The following is a 25,614-nucleotide window of genomic DNA, read 5'->3' on the forward strand; positions in this document are numbered from 1 at the left end:
TCGTTTCGCAATCCTGCAAGGTTTTTTTAACCTTGTAGGTTTTCTTGTTCAACAAATTCTTAATATTTATACCTACAAGGTTAAAAAACCTTGCAGGAAAACCCAAAACCACTAATTATATTCCTTCACAGCATCCACAAATGCTTTCGCGTGATCCACAGGAATATTAGGTAAAATGCCGTGACCCAAATTCACAATATATTTGTCTTTTCCGAATTCGTCAATCATTTCGTGCACCATTTTTTTGATGGTTGGAATTGGCGATAACAATCTCGAAGGGTCAAAATTTCCCTGTAACGTAATATTTCCACCAGATAAATAACGCGCATTTCTAGGTGAGCAAGTCCAATCTACACCAAGAGCGGATGCTTTACTTTTTCCCATTTCACCCAAAGCAAACCAACAACCTTTTCCAAAGACAATTACTGGTGTAATATCCGCCAAGGCTTCGATGATTTGATTGATGTATTTCCATGAAAATTCTTGATAATCAACTGGCGATAGCATTCCGCCCCAAGAATCAAAAATTTGAATGGCGTTGCAACCTGCTTTTACTTTTTCGATTAAATAAGCAATAGTTGTGTCGGTTATTTTTTGCAATAAAACGTGTGCCGCAACTGGATTCGAAAAACAAAATCCTTTGGCCATGTCAAAACTTTTAGAGCCTTTTCCTTCTACAGCATAACACATAATTGTCCACGGCGAACCAGCAAAACCAATTAACGGTACTTCTTCATTCAACATTTCTTTCGTTAATTTAATGGCATCAAAAACATAACCTAACGTTTCGTGAACATTTGGAACAACAACGCGTTCCACATCTTGAATGGTTCGAATTGGATTAGGCAAAAACGGCCCAAGATTTTCTTTCATCAAAACTTCAATTCCCATGGCTTGTGGCACAACGAGAATATCCGAAAATAAAATAGCAGCATCTGGCGCAATTCTACGAATGGGTTGCACCGTGATTTCCGAAGCCAATTCTGGTGTTTGACAACGTGTAAAAAAATCGTATTTATCACGCAAAGCAATGAATTCTGGTAAATATCTTCCCGCTTGACGCATCATCCAAACTGGTGGACGTTGAACTGTTTCGCCTTTTAGCGCTTTTAGGAATAAATCGTTTTTAATCATTTTTGTTTATGTTTAGACTTGACAGGTTTTTAAAACCTGTCAAGTGTCTGGAAATTTATAAATATTTTTCGATGCAACTCTCAATCACATCTTCAATAGTTGGATTTTCGGCAATAATTATATTTTTTGTGATTTTGTGTAATGCAGTTGCAGTAGTTTCCCCAATGCAAAAACAAGTTTCCGTTTTTATTTTATTGTCTATTAAATAACTTTCCACGCCAGAAGGACTAAAAAACAATATACCATCAAATTTTTCTTCTTTTGAGATTTTAAAAGGAGCCAATTTTGTTTGATAGACTTCTATTTCATTAAATTTTATTTTAGCATCTTTGAGTGCTTTTGGCAAAGTTTCTTTTCGTAAATTTCCACTAAAAAAAGTAAATGACTCTTTAGAGTAGATTAATGTTATAATTTCTGCCAGTTCAGAGGCATAATCCATGTAAACATCTGCTACAAAGCCATTTTGTTCTAATAATTCTTTGGTTTTTATACCCACACAAAAAACGGGTTTTGTTTTTAGTTTTTCCCAATCGAGTTGTTCCGTCAAACTTAAAACCGCATTTTGACTACTGAAAATTAGATTTTGGTTAATGTTTTTTAATTCGAAATTATTATTTTCTATTTGGATAAAATCTTCTTCCAGAATGTCAATATCAGCATCAATAAATACTTGCCTTTGTTCTGATGATAATGTTTTTGTGGATAATATGCTTTTTTGCTTCTCCATTATTTTTTTACATTATCCTTTATATTTTTCATCAATTCAGTTCCGCCATTAGTAAGAATTTCTTGGGCTAAATTATAGCCTAGTTTTTTCCATTCTTCGATTGGGACAATTTTTTCAACCTCAATTTTTTGTTTTCCATCGATGGATAATAAAATGCCTTTAAACGAAATTTCATCTTCATTGAAGATAGCCAATGCGCCAATTGGTGCTGTGCAACCACCTTCTAAAGTGCGAAGAAATTGACGTTCTATATAGGTACAAATATCGGTTTCCAGATTGTTTAATTCGGCAACAGCTTCTTTACAAAATTCGTCATTTTGCATCGCATGAATGACCATGGCGCCTTGTGCTGGTGCAGGAATCATCCAATTTAAATCGATAAAATTTTCTGGTTTAATGTTAATTCTTTCCAATCCAGCTGCGGCAAATATGGCTCCGTTCCAATTGTTGTCTTTCAATTTCTGCATTCTGGTATTTACATTTCCGCGCAAATCGACAACTTTGTGATTCGGATATTTGTTGAGCCACATGGCTTGACGACGTAAACTTCCAGTGGCAATTGTTGCTTCTGAATCTAGAAAATTAAGATTATCGTTGTAAACTAAAATATCTTTTTCGTTGGCACGTTTCAAAACTGCACCTTGCATTATTCCAATTGGCAAAGCAGTTGGAACATCTTTCATCGAATGGACAGCAATATCAATCTGGCTATTTATCATAGCAATATCTAGCGTTTTGGTAAAAATTCCCGTAATTCCGAGTTCGTAAAGCGGTTTGTCTAACAATAAATCGCCTTGAGCTTTTACCGCAACAATTTCGGTTTTGTGTCCTAAATCGTTGAGTAATTTCTCGACTGTTTTGGCTTGCCAAAGTGCAAGTTCACTATCACGAGTTCCTATTTTTATTGTTTTTTCTGCCACAATTTGGTGCAATTTTTTTACCGCAAATTCACAATTTTTAGAATTTGTGAATTTAAGTTGATTTTTTATTTTGAATTATAATTGAAATATTTTATTAATGTAATTGATGCTTTCATCAACCATTGTATCTTCATCTTTTAAATGATTTGCAAAATGGTTGGTTATTTTTTGAATGATGCGGTTACTTATAAGTTCTGCTTGTTCTTCATCAAACGAAGACAGTTTTTTTCGTTGAAAATTCAATTCTTTTTCTTTAATTGTATTCAATTTTGCTTTCAAAGCATGAATTGTCGGCGCATATTTTCTACCATTCATCCAAGCAATAAATTCATCTTTAATTTCTTCGATAATGGCTTCAGCGGCAGGAATATGTTGTTTTCTTTTAACAAGAGTTTCATCAGTAATTTGAGATAAATCATCCAAATGAATTAAAGTTACATATTCTAGATCTTTTACATTCTCGTGAACGTTTTTTGGAATAGATAAATCCAGAATTAGTAATGGTTTTTTTAAATTCAAAATTGCTTTATCTATTGTTGGATTTTGCGCTCCTGTTGCTACAACCACAACATCTGTTTTTTGAAGTTCAAGTTGCAAATCGGCATAATCTTTTACAATTAAATTGAGTTTTCCAGCCAATTTTTCAGCTTTATCTTTGGTTCTATTTATTAAAGTAATGTGTTCATTTTTAGAATGTTTCACTAGATTTTCGCAAGTATTTCTCCCAATTTTTCCTGTTCCGAAAAGCAAAATATTTTTTTCTTTAATATTTTCAACATTTTTCAAAATGTATTGAACCGAAGCAAATGAAACGGAAGTAGCACCTGATGAAATTTCAGTATCGGTTTTTATTTTTTTGCTTGCTTGAATTACGGCGTTTACCAATCTTTCCATAAAAGCATTAGCCAAACCAAGCAATTTACTTTCATTAAAAGCAATTTTTATTTGACTTATAATTTCAAAATCGCCCAAAATCTGACTGTCTAGACCGGTTCCTACTTTAAATAAATGTGAAATTGCTTCTTGATTTTTGTATACATAAGCTACTTTCTGAAAATCCTCTACAGTTCCGTTAGAATTTTCGCAAAGCAACTTTATTAATTGAAATGGGTGTTGTGCAAAACCGTAAATTTCGGTTCTGTTGCAGGTTGAAGTAACGATTAAACTTTCTATTCCTTCTTCTTTGGCTTGTAGCAATAAGTTGGATTTAGATTGTGAGTCAATGCTAAATTTCCCTCTTATCACAGCATCGGCTTTCTTGTAATTTAGCCCAATGGCATAAAAAGAAACGTGCTTTGACATTGTATTATTCTCCATAGTTTTCACTTCAAGTAAAAAGCTCAACAAAAGTATTACTATCGTGTTTACAAAAATAACGCTAGAAGGTCTATTTGTGTCGCTTAAAGATTTTTATAATTAAAAGTGTCTTTTTATCGTTATTTCTTTTAAATTTGTATTAAAATCAACACTTTTGAATTTATTAATTTAGAACAATTCTAAATAAATATTTCACTTTTGATTTTTATTTACTAAAAAAAATATCGCTGTGGGTTCTAGAGAAGAAATAAAAATTGATGACGATTTTATTTTAATTCGTTTTCAAAACGATTCCGACGAGAAAATTTCGTTTGAACGTCAAGTCCATAACGGCTTGATTCAATTTCATTTTGGTTTAAAAGGCAATGCCAAATTTATTTTCAATCAAGGGAATTACACTTTGGATTTGAAGGAAGAAAAATCATTATTGTTTTACAATCCACAGAAAGAATTGCCATTGCATTTGGAAATTGCGCCAAAATCATGGGTGATTTCTATTTTGGTATCAATTAAAAAGTTTCATGGATTATTTTCTACCGATGCAGAACACATACCATTTTTGAGTGATGAAAATCGAGACAAAAAATATTACGGCGAAGAAAACATTTCGCCATCCATGGCCATTGTATTAAATCAAATGTTTCATTACAACTTGAATCCATCAATCAAAAATTTGTATTACAAAGGCAAAGGATACGAATTGTTGAGTTTATTTTTTAATAGAAATGAAGATCCAAACGCAGAGCAATGTCCCTTTTTAATTGATGAAGAAAATGTATTAAAAATAAAAAAAGCCAAAGAAATCATTATTGCCAATATGGCCGAACCACCAGGATTGCAGGAATTAGCCGATCAAATAGGGTTGAATATTAAAAAACTAAAAATGGGCTTCAAGCAAATTTATGGCGATACGGTTTACGGGTTTTTGTTTGATCATAAAATGGAACACGCAAGGAAACTGCTGGATTCTGGCTCGTATAATGTCAATGAGGTAGGATTGAAAATTGGGTATAGTACAGGAAGTCATTTTATTGCGGCTTTCAAAAAGAAATTCGGAACCACACCGAAAAAATATTTAATGGCTTTGAATGTGAATATTTAATTGGCACATCAAACAAGAAATAAATAATTGTTAATCATAAAAATTAAAAAGTAAGAATAATTACTTTTAACAAAAATTAAATTTTATAATGAAAGGAGTATTACTCGTAAATCTTGGTTCGCCAGAAAGCCCAACCGCAAAAGATGTAAAGCCGTATTTAGATGAGTTTTTAATGGATCGATTTGTTATTGATGTGCCATTTTTACTGCGAGCCTTATTGGTTCGAGGCATCATTTTGCAAACACGTCCCAAAAAATCGGCTGAAGCCTATGCCAGAATTTGGACAGATGAAGGTTCGCCATTAATTGTGATTTCTAAAAAAATGCACAAAAAAGTGCAAAGTCTAGTAGATATTCCCGTCGCTTTAGCCATGCGTTATGGCACAATAACTATCATGAAAGGTTTGCAAGAACTCAAAGACAAAGGTGTAACAGAAGTGATGCTTTTTCCTATGTATCCGCAACATGCCATGGCTTCAACCACAACAATTATAGTTTTGGCTGAAGAGTTGCGAGCCAAACATTTTCCAGAAATGAAATTTACTACGGTTCCAGCATTTTATAACAAACCAGATTATATCAAGGTTTTGGCAGAAAGTATTAAAAAACACTTGGAAGGATTCGAATATGATCAGTTGCTGTTTTCTTACCACGGAATTCCAAAACGCCATATTCGGAAGACAGATATTACCAAATCGCACTGCAAAATTGATAGAACTTGTTGCAGTACACCAAGTCCAGCACATGAGTTTTGCTACAGTCACCAATGTTACGAAACTACAAAATTGGTAACGGAATATTTAAACATTCCAAAAGAAAAGTATAGCCAAACATTTCAATCAAGATTGGCTGGAGACAAATGGTTGACGCCTTATACTGACATAGAAATTAACAAAATGCCAGAAAAAGGCATAAAAAAACTAGCGGTTGTTACGCCAGCATTCGTATCCGATTGTTTAGAAACTCTCGAAGAAATAGCCATGGAAGCCAACCACGAATTCAAAGTTCATGGTGGCGAAGAGTTTATGGCGATTCCGTGTTTGAATGATGAAGATGCTTGGTGTGAGTTAGTTGCCAGTTGGGTTGAAGAGTTTAAGAATAATAAAAACTAAACTCAATTTTATTTAAGTATGGTTTTTAAGTAAATTTTAAACTTAAACTAAATTAAGTTTAATTTTTATAATTTTTTTTAAACTAATTAATTCTATATTTGTAAAAATTATGAATATTCAAAAATGAAAAGCTTTATATCAGGCAAATACATAAGTCAAGGTTACTATAAAAGTTTTCAACCAAATCTAATTAATAAGAATTGGCAAGTAGATGAAATGTCTGTTTTACAATTGTTAAGTAAAGCGGATCGTTTTTTAGGTAGATTGGATATGTATTCGGAATACGTGAATATTGACCTTTTTATAAGAATGCACATCGCTAAAGAGGCGACGCAATCTTCAAAAATTGAAGGAACACAAACAAATGTTGAAGATGTTTTTTTAAATAAAAAAGATATTTCTGAAGAAAAAAGGGACGATTGGGAAGAAGTTCAAAATTATATAAACGCAATGAACGAAGCTGTTAAACTGTTGCACACATTGCCCTTTTCTTCGAGATTAATAAAACAAACCCATAAAATATTACTCCAAGGAGTTCGTGGAAAGCATAAACTACCCGGAGAATATCGCTCCAGTCAAAACTGGATTGGTGGCGCAAGTATTGACGATGCAGTATTTGTTCCACCAAGTTATACAGAAATAAACGAATTAATGTCGGATATAGAAAAGTTTGCAAATGACGAATTAAATCCATTACCAGATTTAATAAAAATTGCAATAATTCATTATCAATTCGAAACCATTCACCCGTTTTTAGATGGAAACGGGCGGGTTGGTAGATTGATTATCACATTGTATTTGGTCGACAAAGGAATTTTGAAGCAACCAATTCTTTATTTATCTGATTTTTTTGAAAGAAACAGAATGTTATATTATGATAATTTGATGCGAGCAAGAACGCATAACGACATCAATCAATGGTTGAAGTTTTTCTTGACAGGAGTTATAGAAATCGCAAAAAATGGGGTTGAAACTTTTAATGGAATTATGCAATTGCAAAAAAATCTGGATTTAAAGATAAAAACATTAGGAATCAGAAGTGTTGAAGCGCAAAAAATCATCGATTTTCTCTATACAAACCCTATTATTGATGCATCAATGGTAGAAAAAATCATTAATAAATCTAAAGCAACGCATTACAAACTCATTGCAGATTTAGAAAAATTAGAAATAATAAAAGAAATTTCGGGAGCACAACGAAATAAATTTTATGTGTTTAAAGATTATCTAGATTTATTTAATAGTAAATAATAATGGAACTATACAATTACCTAAAATCGCTACACTTAATTTTTGTAATCACATGGTTTGTGGGATTATTTAACATTGTCCGCTTATTTGTATATCAAATTGAAGCTAACGAAAAACCATCGCCAGATCGTGAAATTATACTTTCTCAATTTAAAATAATGTCCTACAGATTGTGGTACATTATTACTTGGCCAAGTGCCATTTTGGCTAGTATTTTTGCGTTTTGGATGTTATTTTTTACGCCTTTGGGACAAGCTTGGTTGAAAATGCCTTGGATGCACGTGAAACTTGGCTTTGTTTTTGTGCTGTATTTATATCATTTAAAATGCCACCAAATTTTTAGGCAATTACAAAATGAAAAATTCAAATATTCTTCCAATTACATGCGTATTTGGAATGAAGGCGCTACCATTATTCTTTTTGCAGTAGTATTTTTGGTGGTTTTGAAAAATGCAGTGAATTGGATTTATGGAGTTATCGGAATTATTCTATTTTCAATTTTGTTAATGTTAGGATTCAAATTTTACAAACACATTCGAGAAAAATCAAAAAGTTAGTGAATACTGTTTTATCTATTAAAAGTTGGTCGTTGCGGGTTAGAATTTTTCTTTCCATGATTCTTATTACAATTATTTCTTCAATATTAATTGCGGGTGTTTCTATTCTTCAATTTCAAATTGAAAATAAGGAATACCACCAAGAAAGATTAGAAAGAAAAGAGAAGCAAATTAAAGAACATATAATTTATGTACTTTCAAAAACGCCACATCCATTAATTACTCAAAATATTCCTGCTATTTTTCAGTCAAGAATTTTTGAAATTTCAGACATTCACAATCTAGTAATTAATATTTATGATTTAAAAGGAAGGCTCATTATTAATTCTAATGCGCCTAACATTGAAGGACAATTGTCGCCTCTTATTCCAACTTATATTCTTGAAAATGTTAAGCATTCCAAAGACAATCGTTTCGTTACTTTGGCAGAAAAGGAAGGTGATAAATACAGATATTCCTATAGCTATTTAATGGATTATATCGAAAAAAAACCTATTGGAATATTAAAACTCCCTTACAAAGAAGACGATACTTTTTATAAAAACGAATTAGAAAAATTTTTATCAATTTTCGGATTGGTTTACATTGGCATGATAATTATATCAATTTACATTGCTTATTATTTATCGAGATTTATTACCAAATCTTTAAAAACTATTGCCGATAAATTGACAGAAACTAGTTTAACACAAAAAAATAAAAAAATTGAATTAAAAAGCAATAGTTATGAGATTGATCGCTTGGTGCAATCCTATAATAATATGATTGATGAACTTGAAGAAAGTGCCAACAAATTGGCGCAAAGTGAAAGGGAAGAAGCTTGGCGCGAAATGGCTAAGCAAGTAGCACATGAAATCAAAAATCCGCTCACACCTATGCGTTTAACAGTTCAAAGTTTCCAACGAAAATTTGATGTAAATGATCAAAATGTAAATCAAAAATTAGACGATTATTCCAAAACTTTAATCCAACAAATAGACACCATGAGCGCCGTAGCGTCGGCATTTTCGAACTTTGCATCAATGCCAGCACAACAAAATGAAACTTTGAATGTGGTCGACATAGTTGATTTGACACTTGATATTTTTAACGAAGAATACATAGAATTCAATGCCGATTCTGAAGAAATTATTACCAAGATTGACAGAACGCAACTCATTAGAATAATTACCAATTTGGTTAAAAACGCCATTCAAGCAATCCCAGAAGAACAAGAAAACAAAACCATTGTTGTTTCCGTTCGAAAAGAATTTAACCATGCTGTAATTTCTGTGAAAGATAACGGAAAAGGAATATTAATTAAAGATTTTGATCGTATTTTTGAACCAAAATTCACCACGAAATCTAGCGGAATGGGACTAGGTTTGGCAATTATTAAAAATATTATAGAAAATTACAACGGAACTATTACATTTGAATCACAATTAGGAAAAGGAACCACTTTTATAGTGTCACTTCCAATAATTAAACAATAAATAATCAAATTATGGCATTAGAAAATATAATTATCGAGCACGAAAAAGGGATTGCAACTATTTTTATTAATCGTCCAGAAAAATTAAATGCTTTAAATAAAGCAACCATTCAAGAACTACACGAAACTTTAAAACTGGCAGAACAAAATCCAGAAATAAAAGTTATCGTTATAACTGGAAGTGGTGAAAAAGCTTTTGTGGCTGGTGCCGATATTTCAGAATTTGCTCATTTTTCTGACGAAGAAGGGGCAACATTGGCAAGAAAAGGACAAGAAATTTTATTTAATTTTATAGAAAATTTAAAAACGCCAGTAATTGCTGCTATCAATGGATTCGCTTTGGGTGGCGGACTAGAATTGGCAATGGCTTGTCATTTTCGCATAGCTTCAGAAAATGCTAAAATGGGATTGCCAGAAACATCATTGGGCGTAATTCCTGGTTATGGTGGTACACAACGCTTGCCGCAATTGGTTGGCAAAGGACGCGCCATGGAAATGATTATGACCGCAGGAATGATTGATGCTCAAACAGCAAAAGCCTATGGATTGGTCAATCACGTAGTACCACAAGCAGATTTGTTTGCTACCTATAATCAATTAGCTGACAAAATCATGAGAAATTCTCCCATAGCAATTTCAAAAGCAATTGAAGCAATAAATGCCAATTTTAAAGATGGTGTAAATGGTTTTGATGTCGAAATTAGGACTTTTGGAGAATGTTTTGCCACTGATGATTTTAAAGAAGGAACTAATGCTTTTTTGGAGAAAAGAAAAGCTGAATTTAAAGGGCAATAAATACGTTAAATATCAAAATATTATACTTTTTCGATATCGTAATATCAAATTATCATACTTTTTTGATATCGTAATATCAAATTATTATACTTTTTTGATATTGTAATATCAAATTATTATATATTTGTATTTTAAATAAATGCAAAATGATAGCCAGAATCCAACAATCACAAATAGATTCCTACCTTTTTAAAGGAAAAGCAATACTTATATTTGGAGCCAGACAAGTAGGAAAAACTTCTTTAATAAAGAATACTATTAAAAACAAATCATTTATTTGGCTTAATGGAGATGAACCAGACACACAACAATTATTGGAAAATATTACTTCGGATAGGCTAAAAGCTATTATTGGAACCCATTCAGTTTTAGTTATTGATGAAGCCCAAATGATTCATAACATAGGATTATTGATAAAAAGAATGGTGGACAATTTTCCTGAAATTCAAGTTATTGCTTCTGGAAGCAGTGCCTTTGAATTGGCCGATAAAACCAAAGAAAGTATGGTTGGTCGTAAAGAAGAACTACAACTTTTTCCTTTGAGTTATTCAGAAATGGTAAAACATACTAATTTTGTTGAAGAAACGAGACTAATAAATCATCGTTTGGTTTATGGATATTATCCAGAAGTAGTTATTAATTTAGGAAATGAAGAAAAAATCTTGAATGATTTAACAGAAGGGTTTTTGTATAAAGATATTTTGAATCTGGAAGGTATCAAAAAATCTTCAACATTACAAAGATTGGCACAAATGCTTGCATTTAGAATTGGTTCTGAAATTAGCACCAATTCTTTGGGCAACGATTTGGGAATAAATCGGTTAACTGTTGAAAAATATATAGACATTCTCGAAAAAAACTTTATTGTTTTTAGTTTAAATGCCTTTAGTAGCAATCAAGACAATGAAATTAAAAAGAGCAAAAAAGTTTATTTTTGGGATAATGGTTTGCGAAATAGAATCATTAAAAATTTTAAACCCATAGAACTTCGCGATGATTTCGGAGCATTATGGGAAAATTTTGTAATTAGCGAAAGAAAAAAGAAATTATTTTATGAAAACCAGTACAAAGAAACTTATTTCTGGCGCAATACCCAACAAGCTGAAATTGATTTTCTAGAAATAAAAAATGATGAAATTGACGCGTTTGAAATAAAATTCAATCCCAAAGTAAAAGTAAAATTCACAAAATCATTTACAGAAAAATACCATCCAAAAACAACGCAAGTGATTCACAAAGAAAACTTTTGGGATTTTTTACTGTAAAATTATATTTTAACTCGAAAAGAATAGCCCAATGAAACAAAATATTTTGGTGAAATAGCTGAAAATCCAATACCTCCCGAAACATCCAACTGATGATTTGGATTAAATAAGTAACAAAAGCCCGCATCAAAACGGTGGTCGGGTTTTTCCAATTGAGGAATAAATCCATATAATTCAACATAACCACTAATTTTTTCTGAAAAAGTATAACCTGTTGTTAAGGTATAAATAAAAGTGGGTTGTGCGGTTTCACCATTCCATTCTGAACCAATATTGTAACTCAAAGATTGATTTTTGCTGATGGTATGTTGCATTGTAAATCGAAATTCTGGTGTATAATATTGTTTTATATATTCTGATGATGCTAATTTTGGAACTACTATATGACCAATAAAAGAAGTTAAAGGAATTAATCCCTTTTCCTCGAAAAGTCTTGATTTAAATCCAATTAAAATTGGATTAAATCCTGAATTTCTCTCAGAATAATTCCTATTTACCAAATATTCTGTAATCAACCGCAATTCAAAATGATCATTAATTCCGAAACGAGTCAATATAGTAGGCGCAACAATTTCTTTAAAGTTTTCATTCGTTTTTTCATAAGAAAATCCGTTCTCAAATTGAAAATAATGTGTGGGAACTATAAAAGGACATTCTGTTTGGTCAGGTCTATCGGTTTGAATTGATGGCAAATCCTGCCCAAAGCAATTGTATGTAAAAAACAACAAACAAATAATATTTTTAGTTTTCATAAAATTAAATTTAGACAAAACTAAAAATATTATTTTACAAAACTAAATTTTTTGCATATATTTGAATTTTAAATATTTAAAAATGGGTAAATCATTAGAAGAAGTAAACCAAACGGTTGCCACACAAGGTAAAACAACCATTTTCAGAAAAATATTGGCATTTTTCGGCCCAGCCTACTTAATTTCTGTAGGATATATGGATCCGGGAAATTGGGCAACAGATTTGGCTGGCGGAAGTCAGTTTGGCTATTCCTTGCTTTGGGTTTTATTAATGAGCAATATTATGGCGTTATTACTGCAAAGTTTAAGCGCTCGATTGGGAATAGTTACGCAACGGGATTTGGCACAAGCATCTCGTGAAACATATTCAAAATTTATTAATTATATTTTGTATTTTCTTGCCGAAATTGCAATTGCCGCTTGCGATTTGGCAGAAGTATTGGGAATGGCAATTGGACTTAATTTGCTTTTCGGAATTCCACTCATACAAGGAGTGGTAATAACTGTTTTAGATACTTTTTTGTTATTATTTCTAATCAATAAAGGCATCAGAAAAATGGAGGCATTTATTATTGCCTTAGTAGCTATTATTGGATTTTCTTTTGTGTTTGAAATGATTTTTGCACAGCCAGAAATAAAAAGTGTTTTGTCTGGATTAATTCCTAGTATACCAAGCGAAGCAGCACTTTATATTGCTATTGGCATTATTGGTGCAACCGTTATGCCACATAATTTATACCTACATTCCTCCTTAGTTCAAACCCGAAAATTTGACCGAAGTAAGGCCGGAATCAAACAAGCCTTAAAATATAATTTTATAGATTCTACCATTGCTTTAAATTTGGCATTTTTTGTAAATGCGGCCATTCTAATATTAGCAGCAGCTACTTTTTATAAAAACGGATTATTTGAGGTGGCAGAAATTCAAGATGCACACCAACTTTTGGCACCCATGTTAGGAACAAAATGGGCACCAATTTTGTTTGCTGTAGCTTTGATTGCTGCTGGACAAAGTTCGACTATAACAGGAACGTTGGCTGGTCAAATTATTATGGAAGGCTATTTGAATTTACGCATTCAACCTTGGGTTCGACGCATTATTACTCGATTAATTGCGATAGTTCCAGCAGTCATTGTGATTTCGATTTTTGGCGAAAGCGTCACAGGAAAAATGTTGATTTTAAGTCAGGTCATTTTAAGTTTGCAATTGGGTTTTGCCATTATTCCACTGATACATTTTGTTTCTGATAAATCTAAAATGAAAGGTTTTCACATCTCAAAAACCACTCAAATTGCTTCTTGGATTGTTGCTTTAATTATAGTTTCGCTCAATGCAAAATTGGTTTTCAATGAAATTCAAGGTTGGTTGCAAAGTTCGAGTAATCCAGTAATTCTTTGGCTCACAGTTGTTCCGCTGGCTTTTGGCTTTTTAGTTTTGCTGCTCTACATTGTTTTTAAACCATTTATTACAAAGGCAAAACACAATATTGACAATCATTCGCCACACAATTTGCAACTAAAATTTTCGCAGACTGGAAGCTATACAAAAAAGAATATTGCCATTTCTGTAGATTTTTCTTCCGCTGATGAAATTGCAATTAATAGCGCATTCGAATTGGGTGGCATGGATGCAAATTATACTCTTATTCACGTAGTTGAAACTGTTGGCGCTATTATTTATGGAGATAATATTGACGATCACGAAACCATTATTGACGAAAAATTGCTAAAAGAATATAAAGATATGTTGACTCATAAAGGATTTAAAGTCAATACGAAACTAGGTTTTGGAAAACCAAATGCTACAATTGCCAAGATTATCAATGAGTCAAATTTTGATGTTCTTGTCATGGGAACTCATGGACACACAGGTCTTAAAGATATTTTGTTTGGAACAACAGTCGATAAATTGAGACACAAAATATCAATACCATTATTTATAGTAAAAAATTAAATCGGGACATTACATTATAGTATTGTTTGGGCTAAACCAATTTTTAAAATTCAATCGAATGACTGCATCTGAAGAAAATTATATTAAAGTTATTTATCATTTGTCTCATGTGTCGCCAAAAGGCGTAAACACAAATGCTATTGCCGGAATGATAGAAACCAAAGCTTCTTCAGTAACAGATATGATTAAAAAATTAACAGAAAAAGGTCTTTTAATTTATCAAAAATACCAAGGTGTAAACTTAACAGAACATGGTTTATTGACTGCTAAAATGATTGTTAGAAAACACAGATTGTGGGAAGTTTTTTTGGTTGAAAAACTACAATTTTCTTGGGATGAAGTACATGAAATTGCTGAGGAATTAGAACACATAAAATCTGAAAAACTAATCAATAAATTAGATGCTTTTTTGGGCTTTCCGACCGAAGATCCTCATGGTGACGAAATCCCAAATAAAAAAGGCGAAATCCTCATTATAGACAAAAAATTATTGTCTGACGGATTGGTTGATAAAAAATATATTTGTATTGGTGTAAAAGATACATCTAAAGAGTTTTTACAATATTTAGACAAGCAAAAAATTTCTTTAGGCACGAAACTAAAAATTGTTCAAAAAGAAATTTTTGACAATACTTTTACAGTCAAAATTAACGATAAAACAGTTACTATTTCAAATAAAATCGCTACTAATTTATATGTTAAATAGGTAAAGAAGACTTTTGTAAAAATCTACAATAATGAATGTTGTTTTATTTTCTTGTATTCATAAGCTTTTGTTATTAAATTAGGTATATATTTGTTGAACAAACTTTAATAGTCAACTTAAATTATTGCTATTTGGTTTGTTATTAGTATCAAAAGATCCATATTAGGTAAATTTGATTTTGAAATTAGCAAATCTAAAAAATAATAACATGAAAAATATAATCCTATCATTTATCATTCTATTCGGTATTTCTGCTTGTTCTCAAAAAAAAAACAGTGTGAGTAAATCTGAAATTTTTACTCAAAAAGTCATCAAGAAAAAAGGAACCCAACTTGTATTGAAAAGTGTTGTTAATGACTCTCGTTGTCCAGAAGGTGTAAATTGTATTTGGGCAGGTGAAATTGAAATTATTGTTTCTGTTTACAAAGACAATAATTTTGTAAAAGATGAAAATATTTTACTTTCTCCAAAATTATACAAAGAAAATTTGGCTTGGTTCGCAGATTATTATCCTTCCAAAAAAATAACCGAAATTGGTGTTTTACCCTATCCAAAAAACGGTGTTGTTACATATCCTAAAGATTATTTTGTAAAGATTTATTTTTAATTTCAATCCTATTAGTAAGAAAATATTATTCATTATTAAAAGAGTCAAATTTAGTTAAATTTGACCCTTTTATATTTTTCTAATTTCTACATATTGGTTTTCGAATTTATTAATTGTTTCTTTTTAACCCATTACAGTAATTATTTTTTTAAACAATTTTTTACAATTTTGTTTCACTAATGCTGTGAAGGATTCTTTACATTCAGACTTTAAAAACGGTAGACAGACAATTTGGTTTTAACTGACTTTATTTTTTAAGGGAAAAAATTAATTTGTAGTTAACCCGTTGGGTGTAATTTTTTTATAGCTAAATTATTATGATTTTGTAACACTAACTTGTTGAAGTGTCTTTTAATTGGCTCTTCGACAATCTCAGACTGACATTTACGTTTTAATATATTCTATTTTCAATAATAAATCATTTTTTTAGATAATTTAAGTAATTGAACCCAATGGGTTTGTAGTTAATTTAATTAATTCCATACGACGAATTCTTTTTACTAAATTTTAACAGAAATATAAGACAAATAATTACTTTTTTTAATACTCAGTTAAAACAAAAAGTCGTTTTTCAGGAATTTATGTCGTTTTTCAGCAATAGGATTGTTTATTCATTTTTAATTTTACAAATTAATTAGCTCTTTAAATTTAACTACAATAATCTTATACTTTATCTTACAATTGGTACGTTTTAGCAATTTTTATAAATAATCATTAACATCAGTTTTTATGTTTGGAATATGAATTGAAATTATTTTTGTTTCATTATAACATTTTAATTGATAAAATATTAAACCTATTAATTATTAACATTACAACTAAATTTTTAGAAACATGATGCAAATTATATCCATTATAAAAAAAGTATTCATTGGTATAATATTATTGAACCATTTTTTTAGTTATTCCCAACAAGAAATTCCTAAAAAAGTAGCAGAATTTATTTCTAAGAATACTAAATTCGAAACTATTTCAACTTTTCAATCATCAGATAACAAAGGTGGTATTGATATTTCAAAAACAGTCAATGAGGCAACTTTAGCAAAAATAAATCTTGAACAAGTTAATAAAATTATTACGAATAAATATCACAATATTGAAATTGAAATTCCGTATCAAGGAAAAACAATTAATGTTCAGTTGTATCAGGTAGATATTTATGCTGAAGGATTTCATGTCGATACGGATAAAGAAAAAAACATAAACTATCAAAAAGGCATTCATTATCGGGGTATTGTAAAAGGCGATGAAAAGTCTGTTGCCTCTTTTAGTTTTTTTAAAGATGAATTCTCTGGACTTGTTTCAAATGCAAATTTAAGTAATCTGACTATTGGAAAACTTCAAAAACCGAATAATATTGAAGATTATATCATTTATGCAGACTCAAATTTGAAAATACCCAAAAATTTTAAATGTAATGAATTAGAAAGTGATGGAGAAATTCAAGAAAAGAATATTATTTCAAGTCAAAACAAATCTTTAACTACAAAATGCGTAACTGTTTATTATGAAATGGATTACGATTTCTATTTAGCCAATGGAAGCAGTATCTACAAAACAACAAACTGGATGAGTGCCGCATTCAATAGTCTTCAAACTTTATATAATAATGATGGGATTTCAATTGCTTTTAAATCATTGTTTATTTGGACAACTCAAGATCCGTACCAAAGTGTTGGACCAACATCCGCAGAGTATTATAATAAGTTTGAGTCAATAAGACCAAATTTTGATGCCAATATGGGAATGCAAGTTGGTTTAAAAGATGGTGATTTGGGCGGAATAGCTGGTGGTATGCAAGATTGTAGTAGGGGTCGTAGCTACTGCAATTTGTATTTTGAGTATGATGCCATTCCGCTTTTTTCGAACACAATAAATCTAATGGCACATGAATTCGGGCACACACTTAGTTCACCTCATACCCATTCTTGTTCTTGGAATGGCAACAATACGCCCATAGACAATTGTCCATCTGTGGCATCATGGTATAGTCCAAGTGCAGAAGGATTTGCATGTTATGTTCCACCGGGTATAATACCTAGGGCAGAGAAAGGCACCTTTATGAGCTACTGCCAATTGGTGGATGTAGGTGTCAATTTTGCTAATGGTTTTGGTCCTCAACCCAAGCAGAGAATTATAAATTTTATTGAAAGCAGACCTTGTTTGGGTACAACTTGTATAAATACTTGTTTTAATAAAATCACAACTTCAAGTGTATCAAATATTACCAACACAACTGCAACAATAAGTTGGACTGAAGAAGCAAATGTTATTTCATCGGAAGTTTCAATCTTTCCTGTTGGTGAAACTTCGGGCAGTTGGATAACATTGACGACAAATCCTCAAATTATAACTGGACTTTTGCCAAATACATATTATAAAATTCTATTTAAAAATGGTTGTTCAGAAGGATTATTGGGCACCAAATCTATATTTACAACCAGCGGAGATTTTTGTTCAGGAATACAGTTAACAGATTCAGGTGGAGCCGCTGGAAATTATAAAAATAACGAAAATATTACCAGAACGATTATTCCTGGCGATACCAAAGCCCAAGCCAAAATTACATTTACTGAATTTGATTTAGAATTAAATCAGGATTACCTACATATTTATAATGGACCTGATGCAACTTTTAAAGAATTGACAAATTCAGGATTAACGGGTAATACAGTTCCAAAATCTATTACGTCAACAGCGATAGATGGATCTTTGACATTAAGATTTGAGTCCACCTCAAATAATGTCAAAGCAGGTTACTTAGCAACTGTGTCTTGTTCTGCTGGAACCATAGATTTTAGTTATTATCCAAATCCTACTATTGATTTACTTTCAATAGTTGCCAATATGAACATACAAAATGTTACAATTTATAATGTGGCGGGTCAATTATTATATGACAATCAAATGAATGATTCTGAAATAAATGTAGATATGACAAAATATGCCACGGGAACTTATTTCTTTAAACTCAAATTTGTCGAAAAGGAAGTCAATTTCAAAGTCTTAAAATTGTAAAATATGAAGTTTATTCCACTCATTTCAAATGCAATTAATTTTTATATTATTACCCAATCAACTAAAAAAAATACCATGAAAACTAAAATTTATTTATTGCTTTTTTTTCTATTTATACTGAATAGTTTTTCGCAAGAAACCAAAATGAATATTAAGGATTTTGTTAACTTTTCCGATTTGCCAGCAAAGACAAACGACACGCCAAGTTGGGCAAATCAGTTTTACACAAATCCAGATCAAATTAATGTCAATAAATTAAAAACAGATATTAATAATTGGGTTATAGCTGAAAAAAGAGAGAAAAAAGATAATGTAAAAAAAGAAAATAGAAGCGAACAAGAAAACGAACTCAAAGAAAATATCTCGGAAAATCCAATTGTTCGATTTGCAATAAATTTTGTAAAAAAAGTGCCTAGCAACTGGATAAATGATGCAGGATTTATTGTTATGCCTACAACAAATGCTTTTTTTAAAGAAGCTGATGATCAAGAAAAAAATAGAACCAGTAATTACAATAAAAACAATAATAAAAATGTTTCAGCTAATAACTGGTCACAAATTGGGTCTAAAGAAATAACGGAAAATGGTAAGCAAATTGTGAGTAGCACCAATATATATTTTATTAGTGTTGCACCATCGTCAACCAATATAAGACTGGCAAGTGGTGAAACAGGTTTGCTATACAAAACAACAGATGGTGGCGCCAATTGGTCAACTATATCAGAAAACACCGGCCCAAGCGCATTTCATCCAACAGATGTGAATAAAATTATTTTAGGCAGCAATCCGTTCAGATTAAGTTCAGACGGTGGGGCAACTTGGACAGTAAAACCAGTTACAGCAGAATGTAACGAAATTTTATGGTCAAATAATGGTACAACAATTCTAGCAGCCACAAACCAAGGTGTTTTCGTGTCTAGCGATGGCGGAATAAATTTCAGCATTAAACAAACTGGTTCATTTATGGATGTAGAATTTAAGCCTGGCAGTTCAACTATTGCTTATGCAATAAACAATGCAGGCGTTTTCTATAAAAGTACAGATGCAGGATTAACATGGGTGGTAAAACCTACCAACTACAATTCAAATAATAACAAAAATGGTTTTTTAATAGCCGTTTCGGATGCTAACCCAGAATTAGTGTGTATTGCTTCTTTAACTGGTACCACTTTTGATGTTGGTAATGCAGTAGAAATAATTAAAAGTACCAACAGTGGTGAAAATTTTGCACTACTTTCAAACTCCAGTATTGGTTATTCGCAAGGTTTTTACGATTTTGTTTTTGGTATTTCTCCTGCCGATGTAAACACCTATTTTTTTGGCATTTGCTCCTTTTATAAATCAACAGATGGCGGTTTAACATTTAATGCAATTGGTGGTTATAATCCACCTTTTGGAACCCACCCAGACATGCAAGATATGGTGCTTTTTGGAAATACTGTTGTGTTATCCACCGATGGCGGCGTGAGTGAATCTACCGATAGTTTCACAAGCCTAGATAACTGGAAAAGCACCTGCAAGGGCTTAGTTGGTTTGGATTATTGGGGATTTGATCTAGGTTTTAATACCGACCAAATGGGAGGTGGCAAATACCACAACGGTAATAATATGTTTAATCCAGAATGGAACAATGGAAAAGCATTACACCTTGGCGGTGGTGAAGAGGCGAATGGAAAAACCATTTTTAGCAGACCCAATTCAATGTTTTTTTCTGGTGTTGGTAAAAACTTTAAACAAATCGACATAACATATAACCCAAATTTTACGGTTACCTTTCCGTTTACATTAGAAAATAATCTATATTTATATGGAACGCGCAATAGCGATACCACCTCAAATACTATTGATAGTAATATTGTTTATTCAGGAACTGGAAATAGCATTATGATATCATATGACAATGGTGCAACTGGTCAAGTTCTAAAAAATTTCGGATCGCCAGTTTGGGATATAAAAACCACTCGAAAAGATTCCAAAGTGATTTATGTTATGACCGAAACTACTGGTCTTTGGAAAACTATTGATGGTGGTATAAATTGGACAAGTTGCAATATAACCCTAAATAATGTAGATTTAATACCTGAGGGACTTAAATGTCTTATTGATGTTTCACAAACAAATACCAATGAAATATGGTTAATCCATAAAAATTATTTTTCAGATGCAAAAGTTTTTAAAAGTACCGATGGTGGACAAGTTTGGACAGACTTGTTAACACCAACAATCAATAATATTGAACCAAGACAAATTCTACACCAATATGGTTCTGATGGAGGAGTTTATTTTATGGGAAGAATAGGTAGCGATGCCAAATGTTACTATAGAGACAACACAATGACCGATTGGGTTGAATACTCTGCCAATTTAATGACTAAAACATTAAACGGAAATGTTTTTTTAAAAGCAACTTACTTCAAAGAAAAATTAAGAGTCGCAGGCTCGCTAGGAGTTCAAGAGATTTCGTTTTATAAAAAAAGTAACCCTGTAGCACAACCAACCACCAATGTCAAAGACATTTGTGTAAACCAAGAAATAAAATTCAGCGATTATAGTATTTTGGATTATACAGGTGCCACTTGGGAATGGTCGTTTTCTAAAACACCAATTTATTTAAACGGTACAAGTGCAGGTTCAAGAGACCCAATTGTAAAATTTTTATCACCAGGAGTTGTAAATGCAACGTTAAAAGTAACCAACAGTTCAGGAATATCAGACACAAAAACGGTAACAAATTTTGTAACTGTAAATTATGACGCTGCTACTTGCTTAAACTTAAATTCTGATTTTGACTATGAAGTAAATTGCGTAAATACTATTCCAATTGCCCCAAGTATTGCTGTGGGAAGTCAAGGAATAGTTACGAATTTTAATGGTGCAACAACCGGAAAATTTTTAGTAAAACTGAATCTTTTTACCAATTGTCAAAATTTGACTGGCAATTTAACTGCCATGGTCAATTTAGATACCAATCAAATTAGTGTGATCCGTTATAGTCATTTTGATGATGGCGTTTTGCCAATACAAGTCACAGGAAACAATACCAACAATGTAACCAGTTTTAGCAATCGTTATGCACAGGTATCTTTTTCATTAATCAATAAAACATTATATCTAAACCATGTTTTCAATTATTGTGCATCAATTGGTCAGACTGGCAAAACTGTTACTTTACAAGAATCGTGTTGGCAACCTTACGGCACAACAGGTATTAGCAGTGGCGATTTTGCAGAATTACAAAAATGTGATAATCAAATCCCACAATCGGCAGCGGTTACAAACAATAGCGATATATTGGTAACAGATTTTGCCAATGCAACCACTGGTCTTTTTTATGTAAATCTAAATGCATTTACTTCTTGCAACAACGCTACCAATAATTTAAAAGCTATTGTAAACCTAGATTCAGACATAATACATGTGCTTGGATACCAACATTTTGCTTCAACAAATTCAGATATTGTTGGAAACGAAACCAGTTCTGTAACCAGCACATTGACTACAAATGCACAAGTAAATTATTTTATTAGCAACAATAAACTATATGTAAAAAGAATTTTTAATCCTTGTGGAAACGGAAATTTCAGACTCAACCCGTCTTGCTGGTCTGCAATGGACGACGATCAAAATGGAATTGATAATACACTTCAACCTTCAAATTGTAACAACACAATTTCTGGCAATGTAATAACGAATTCGAGTGCAAATCTCATTGAAGATTTTTCATCATTTGCACCAACACAAAAAGGAGTTTTTGTTACGCTAAACATCGGTACCAGTTGCAATAACACAACTGCAACTGCTTATTTGAATGTAGATTTAGATAATAATTTAATTCATGTCATCAATTATAAACATTTTGGATCAGCAACATTTTCGACTGTTTTAAACAATGATTCTCCAAATGTTTATTCTGAATCTGATGCAAACGGAAAATTGAAATTTTCTTTGATTAATGATAAATTGTATATTCAACGAGTGTCAACACCATGTGCAGGAAGTAATTATCAAATAACTAATTCATGTTTTTCATTGGCTTCAGACCAAGTTTTGGCAATGGAAAATTTCATTTCAAATTCTGCAACCAGCATTGTTGCTTTTCCGAATCCTACAACCAATTCATTTACTATTGATACAAAATCGAATGGTTCAGAATTTGGTTTAAGTATTTACAACATCGATGGTAAGTTTATCACCTCTAAATTTGAAAAAACAGCCGATAACTTGTTGCAAGTAAATATGGAACAATATGCTGAGGGTTTGTATTTTTTGATATTACATAATAAATCTGATGATAAATACAATTATTTGAAAATAATTAAAAAGTAAACCATGAAAACTAAAATTTATTTATTGCTATTATTTTTAATGACAATCAATAGTTTCTCGCAAGAAACCAAAATGAGTATTAAAGATTTTATAAATTTTTCTGATTTACCATCAAAAAATAGCGAAACACCAAGTTGGGCAAATCAATTTTATGACAATCCAGACCAAATTAATGTCAATAAATTAAAATCAGATGTTAACGATTGGGTTATTGCTGAAAAAAAAGAAAGAAAAGATAAAGTTAGAAATGAAAATGAAAATGAACCAGAAAACGAACTTAAAGAAAGCGTATCAGAAAATCCAATTGTGCGATTTGCAATAAATTTTGTAAATAAAGTGCCTAACAATTATATAAATGAAGTTGGATTTATAAATATGCCAACTAGAGAAGCGTTTACAAAAGATGCTGAAAATCAGGAAAAAAGCAGAACCAATAACTATAACAAAACTAATAATAAAAATGTTTTAGTAAACAATTGGTCGCAAATTGGATCTAAAGAAATAGTTGAAAATGGTGAGCAAATTGTAAGTAGTACTTGTATATATTACATCAGTGTAGCGCCAACTTCAACAAATATTAGATTGGCAAGTGGCGAAACAGGTTTGGTATACAAAACAACGGATGGTGGTGCCAATTGGAACACTATTGCGCAAACACCTGGTCCTAGCGCATTTCATCCAACAGATGTAAATAAAATAATTTTGGGAAGCAATCCGTTCCGATTAAGTTCAGACGGCGGGGCAACTTGGACAGTAAAGCCAGTGGCAGCAATTTGTAACGAAATTTTATGGTCTAGTAGTGGCTCAATAATTCTAGCATCAACAAACCAAGGTATTTATGTATCTAACGATGGTGGATTAAATTTCAGCCTTAAACAAGCTGGCTCTTTTATGGATGTGGAATTTAAGCCAGGGAGTTCAACTATTGCTTATGCGGTTAACAATGCAGGCGTTTTCTATAAAAGTACAGACGGCGGATTAACATGGACAGTAAAACCTACCACTTATAATGTAAATATCAATAGAAAAGGTTTTTTAATAGCCGTATCGGACGCAAACCCAGATTTAGTATCTATTGCTTCTTTATCGGGTATAAATTTTGATACTGACAATAAAGTAGAATTAATAAAAAGCACGAACAGTGGCGAAAATTTTGCGTCACTTTCTGTTACTAACATTAAACATTCGCAAGGTTACTACGATTTTGTTTTTGGCATTTCTCCTGTTAATGAAAATACCTATTTTGTTGGCGTTTGCTCTTTTTTTAAATCAATAGATGGTGGTATAACTTTTAATGTAATTGGTGGCTATGATCCACCTTTTAGAACCCACCCAGACATGCAAGATATGGTGCTTTTTGGAAACACAGTTGTCCTTTCTACTGATGGTGGTGTGAGCGAATCTAGCGATGGTTATACAAGCCTTTCTAACTGGAAAAGCACTTGCAAAGGTTTAGTTGGTTTGGATTATTGGGGATTTGATTTAGGTTTTAATACCGATCAAATGGGTGGCGGAAAATTCCATAATGGCAATTCAATGTACAATCCAGAGTGGAATAATGGAAAAGCAATATATGTTTATGGTGCGGAAGAAGCAGATGGAAAAGCCATTTTTAGCAGACCCAATTCGATGTATTTTTCTGGTGAAGCCAAAGATTTTAAACAAATAGATATCAATTATAATCCAAATTACGCTTCTACTTTTCCATTTACATTAGAAAATAACCTATACTATTTTGGAGAACGCAATAGCGATACTACTTCAAACACAACTGATAGTAATATTATTTATGCAGGAACTGGTAATAGCATTGTAATATCTTATGACAATGGCGTAACAAGTCAGGTTTTAAAAGATTTCGGATCACTGGTTTGGGATATAAAAACCACTCGTAAAGACGCTAAAGTGATTTATGTCATGACACAAAGTACGGGTCTTTGGAAAACGAGTAACGCTGGTTTAAACTGGACTTTATGTAAGTTGACATTTAATAATGTAGATTTAACACCAAACGGACGCTACCTTTTCATAGATATATCGCAGACCAATACAAATGAAATTTGGTTGACCTACAACAAAGAATATACAACTTCACGGATATTTAAAAGTACCGATGGCGGTCAGGTTTGGACGGATTTAAATACACCCATCTTAAATGATTTTCAATCCAAACAAATAGTTCATCAATATGGAACTAATGGTGGAGTCTATTTAATGGGGCAGGCCTATGGAACTTCAAAATGTTATTACAGAAACAACACCATGACCGATTGGGTTGATTATTCATCAAACTTAGTGAAGCAAACCGCTACAGCTCGTAATGTCTTTTTAAAACCGTCTTACTTTAAAGAAAAATTAAGAGTGGCAGGAACCATAGGAGTTCAAGAAATATCTTTCTATGAAAAAAGTAATCCTGTGGCACAACCAACCACCAATATAAAAGACGTTTGTGTAAATCAAGAAATAAAATTCAGCGATTATAGTATTTTGGATTATACAGGTGCCACTTGGGAATGGTCGTTTTCTAAAACACCAATTTATTTGAATGGTACAAGTGCAGGTTCAAGAGACCCAATTGTAAAATTTTTATCACCAGGA

18 protein-coding genes are annotated in these 25,614 nt (G+C 31.8%); 13 read left to right on the forward strand and 5 right to left on the reverse strand.

The genetic code is table 11. From position 1 onward, the window contains the following. Positions 1-111 precede the first annotated feature (111 nt). From hemE to hemA, 4 genes are all read right to left on the reverse strand, one after another. Complete coding sequence (gene hemE, locus RMN92_RS00700) at positions 112-1,134, reverse strand: uroporphyrinogen decarboxylase (protein WP_309607539.1); 1,023 nt, start codon at positions 1,132-1,134, stop codon at positions 112-114. Between the two features lie 55 nt (positions 1,135-1,189). Continuing rightward, positions 1,190-1,861: a uroporphyrinogen-III synthase gene (locus RMN92_RS00705; protein WP_309607540.1), complete on the reverse strand. Its 672-nt coding sequence runs from the start codon at positions 1,859-1,861 to the stop codon at positions 1,190-1,192. Next, positions 1,861-2,781, reverse strand: coding sequence for a hydroxymethylbilane synthase (hemC, locus tag RMN92_RS00710; RefSeq protein ID WP_309607541.1), 921 nt, complete (start codon positions 2,779-2,781; stop codon positions 1,861-1,863). Before hemC ends, RMN92_RS00705 begins: the two co-directional genes overlap by 1 nt. A gap of 75 nt (positions 2,782-2,856) precedes the next feature. Further along, positions 2,857-4,098, reverse strand: a complete 1,242-nt coding sequence (gene hemA, locus RMN92_RS00715; protein WP_309607542.1) for a glutamyl-tRNA reductase — start codon at positions 4,096-4,098, stop codon at positions 2,857-2,859. A 229-nt stretch (positions 4,099-4,327) separates the two neighbouring features. Between hemA and RMN92_RS00720 the strand changes: the two genes are divergently transcribed. The 7 genes from RMN92_RS00720 (at position 4,328) to RMN92_RS00750 (ending at position 11,653) form a co-directional block, all read left to right on the forward strand. Then, positions 4,328-5,200, forward strand: coding sequence for a helix-turn-helix transcriptional regulator (locus RMN92_RS00720; RefSeq protein ID WP_309607543.1), 873 nt, complete (start codon positions 4,328-4,330; stop codon positions 5,198-5,200). Positions 5,201-5,288: 88 nt separating this feature from the next. Next, the gene (gene hemH / locus RMN92_RS00725) at positions 5,289-6,311 is read left to right on the forward strand and encodes a ferrochelatase (RefSeq protein ID WP_309607544.1); all 1,023 of its coding nucleotides are present in this window, start codon (positions 5,289-5,291) and stop codon (positions 6,309-6,311) included. 123 nt (positions 6,312-6,434) lie between these two features. After that, positions 6,435-7,562: a Fic family protein gene (locus RMN92_RS00730; protein WP_309607545.1), complete on the forward strand. Its 1,128-nt coding sequence runs from the start codon at positions 6,435-6,437 to the stop codon at positions 7,560-7,562. A 2-nt stretch (positions 7,563-7,564) separates the two neighbouring features. Beyond that, positions 7,565-8,119 (forward strand): CopD family protein, encoded by a 555-nt coding sequence (locus RMN92_RS00735; RefSeq protein WP_309607546.1) that lies wholly within the window; start codon positions 7,565-7,567, stop codon positions 8,117-8,119. A gap of 56 nt (positions 8,120-8,175) precedes the next feature. Then, complete coding sequence (locus RMN92_RS00740; RefSeq protein WP_309607557.1) at positions 8,176-9,594, forward strand: ATP-binding protein; 1,419 nt, start codon at positions 8,176-8,178, stop codon at positions 9,592-9,594. Positions 9,595-9,605: 11 nt separating this feature from the next. Next, on the forward strand, positions 9,606-10,388 hold the full coding sequence (locus tag RMN92_RS00745) for an enoyl-CoA hydratase-related protein (protein ID WP_309607547.1): 783 nt from the start codon (positions 9,606-9,608) through the stop codon (positions 10,386-10,388). 146 nt (positions 10,389-10,534) lie between these two features. After that, entirely contained in the window at positions 10,535-11,653 is a 1,119-nt protein-coding gene (locus tag RMN92_RS00750; RefSeq protein ID WP_309607548.1) for an ATP-binding protein, read from the forward strand. Positions 11,654-11,655: 2 nt separating this feature from the next. Here the strand turns inward: RMN92_RS00750 and RMN92_RS00755 are convergent, their stop codons facing one another. Then, positions 11,656-12,405 (reverse strand): transporter, encoded by a 750-nt coding sequence (locus tag RMN92_RS00755; RefSeq protein WP_309607549.1) that lies wholly within the window; start codon positions 12,403-12,405, stop codon positions 11,656-11,658. A gap of 82 nt (positions 12,406-12,487) precedes the next feature. Between RMN92_RS00755 and RMN92_RS00760 the strand changes: the two genes are divergently transcribed. The 6 genes from RMN92_RS00760 to RMN92_RS00785 all read left to right on the forward strand — a co-directional run. Then, on the forward strand, positions 12,488-14,359 hold the full coding sequence (locus RMN92_RS00760; RefSeq protein ID WP_309607550.1) for an Nramp family divalent metal transporter: 1,872 nt from the start codon (positions 12,488-12,490) through the stop codon (positions 14,357-14,359). A gap of 58 nt (positions 14,360-14,417) precedes the next feature. Next, complete coding sequence (locus RMN92_RS00765) at positions 14,418-15,065, forward strand: metal-dependent transcriptional regulator (protein WP_309607551.1); 648 nt, start codon at positions 14,418-14,420, stop codon at positions 15,063-15,065. Between the two features lie 208 nt (positions 15,066-15,273). Continuing rightward, positions 15,274-15,672 carry a hypothetical protein gene (locus tag RMN92_RS00770; protein ID WP_309607553.1) on the forward strand — a complete coding sequence of 133 codons (399 nt, stop codon included), beginning with the start codon at positions 15,274-15,276 and terminating at the stop codon, positions 15,670-15,672. Between the two features lie 834 nt (positions 15,673-16,506). Next, positions 16,507-18,690, forward strand: coding sequence for a M12 family metallo-peptidase (locus tag RMN92_RS00775; RefSeq protein ID WP_309607554.1), 2,184 nt, complete (start codon positions 16,507-16,509; stop codon positions 18,688-18,690). A gap of 75 nt (positions 18,691-18,765) precedes the next feature. Beyond that, on the forward strand, positions 18,766-23,016 hold the full coding sequence (locus RMN92_RS00780) for a T9SS type A sorting domain-containing protein (RefSeq protein ID WP_309607555.1): 4,251 nt from the start codon (positions 18,766-18,768) through the stop codon (positions 23,014-23,016). Positions 23,017-23,019: 3 nt separating this feature from the next. Beyond that, the coding region (locus RMN92_RS00785) for a sialidase family protein (protein ID WP_309607556.1) at positions 23,020-25,614 on the forward strand (2,595 nt) is incomplete at its 3' end.

It is taken from the genome of Flavobacterium sp., from assembly GCF_031363805.1.
In the GTDB taxonomy this organism is placed as follows: domain Bacteria; phylum Bacteroidota; class Bacteroidia; order Flavobacteriales; family Flavobacteriaceae; genus Flavobacterium.

Bases quoted from the DNA above. Each gene is read 5' to 3' on its own strand.
- hemE (WP_309607539.1), bottom strand. From the start codon at position 1,134: ATGATTAAAAACGATTTATTCCTAAAAGCGCTAAAAGGCGAAACAGTT.
- RMN92_RS00705 (WP_309607540.1), bottom strand. From the start codon at position 1,861: ATGGAGAAGCAAAAAAGCATATTATCCACAAAAACATTATCATCAGAA.
- hemA (WP_309607542.1), bottom strand. From the start codon at position 4,098: ATGGAGAATAATACAATGTCAAAGCACGTTTCTTTTTATGCCATTGGG.
- hemH (WP_309607544.1), top strand. From the start codon at position 5,289: ATGAAAGGAGTATTACTCGTAAATCTTGGTTCGCCAGAAAGCCCAACC.
- RMN92_RS00730 (WP_309607545.1), top strand. From the start codon at position 6,435: ATGAAAAGCTTTATATCAGGCAAATACATAAGTCAAGGTTACTATAAA.
- RMN92_RS00735 (WP_309607546.1), top strand. From the start codon at position 7,565: ATGGAACTATACAATTACCTAAAATCGCTACACTTAATTTTTGTAATC.
- RMN92_RS00740 (WP_309607557.1), top strand. From the start codon at position 8,176: ATGATTCTTATTACAATTATTTCTTCAATATTAATTGCGGGTGTTTCT.
- RMN92_RS00745 (WP_309607547.1), top strand. From the start codon at position 9,606: ATGGCATTAGAAAATATAATTATCGAGCACGAAAAAGGGATTGCAACT.
- RMN92_RS00750 (WP_309607548.1), top strand. From the start codon at position 10,535: ATGATAGCCAGAATCCAACAATCACAAATAGATTCCTACCTTTTTAAA.
- RMN92_RS00755 (WP_309607549.1), bottom strand. From the start codon at position 12,405: ATGAAAACTAAAAATATTATTTGTTTGTTGTTTTTTACATACAATTGC.
- RMN92_RS00760 (WP_309607550.1), top strand. From the start codon at position 12,488: ATGGGTAAATCATTAGAAGAAGTAAACCAAACGGTTGCCACACAAGGT.
- RMN92_RS00765 (WP_309607551.1), top strand. From the start codon at position 14,418: ATGACTGCATCTGAAGAAAATTATATTAAAGTTATTTATCATTTGTCT.
- RMN92_RS00770 (WP_309607553.1), top strand. From the start codon at position 15,274: ATGAAAAATATAATCCTATCATTTATCATTCTATTCGGTATTTCTGCT.
- RMN92_RS00775 (WP_309607554.1), top strand. From the start codon at position 16,507: ATGATGCAAATTATATCCATTATAAAAAAAGTATTCATTGGTATAATA.
- RMN92_RS00780 (WP_309607555.1), top strand. From the start codon at position 18,766: ATGAAAACTAAAATTTATTTATTGCTTTTTTTTCTATTTATACTGAAT.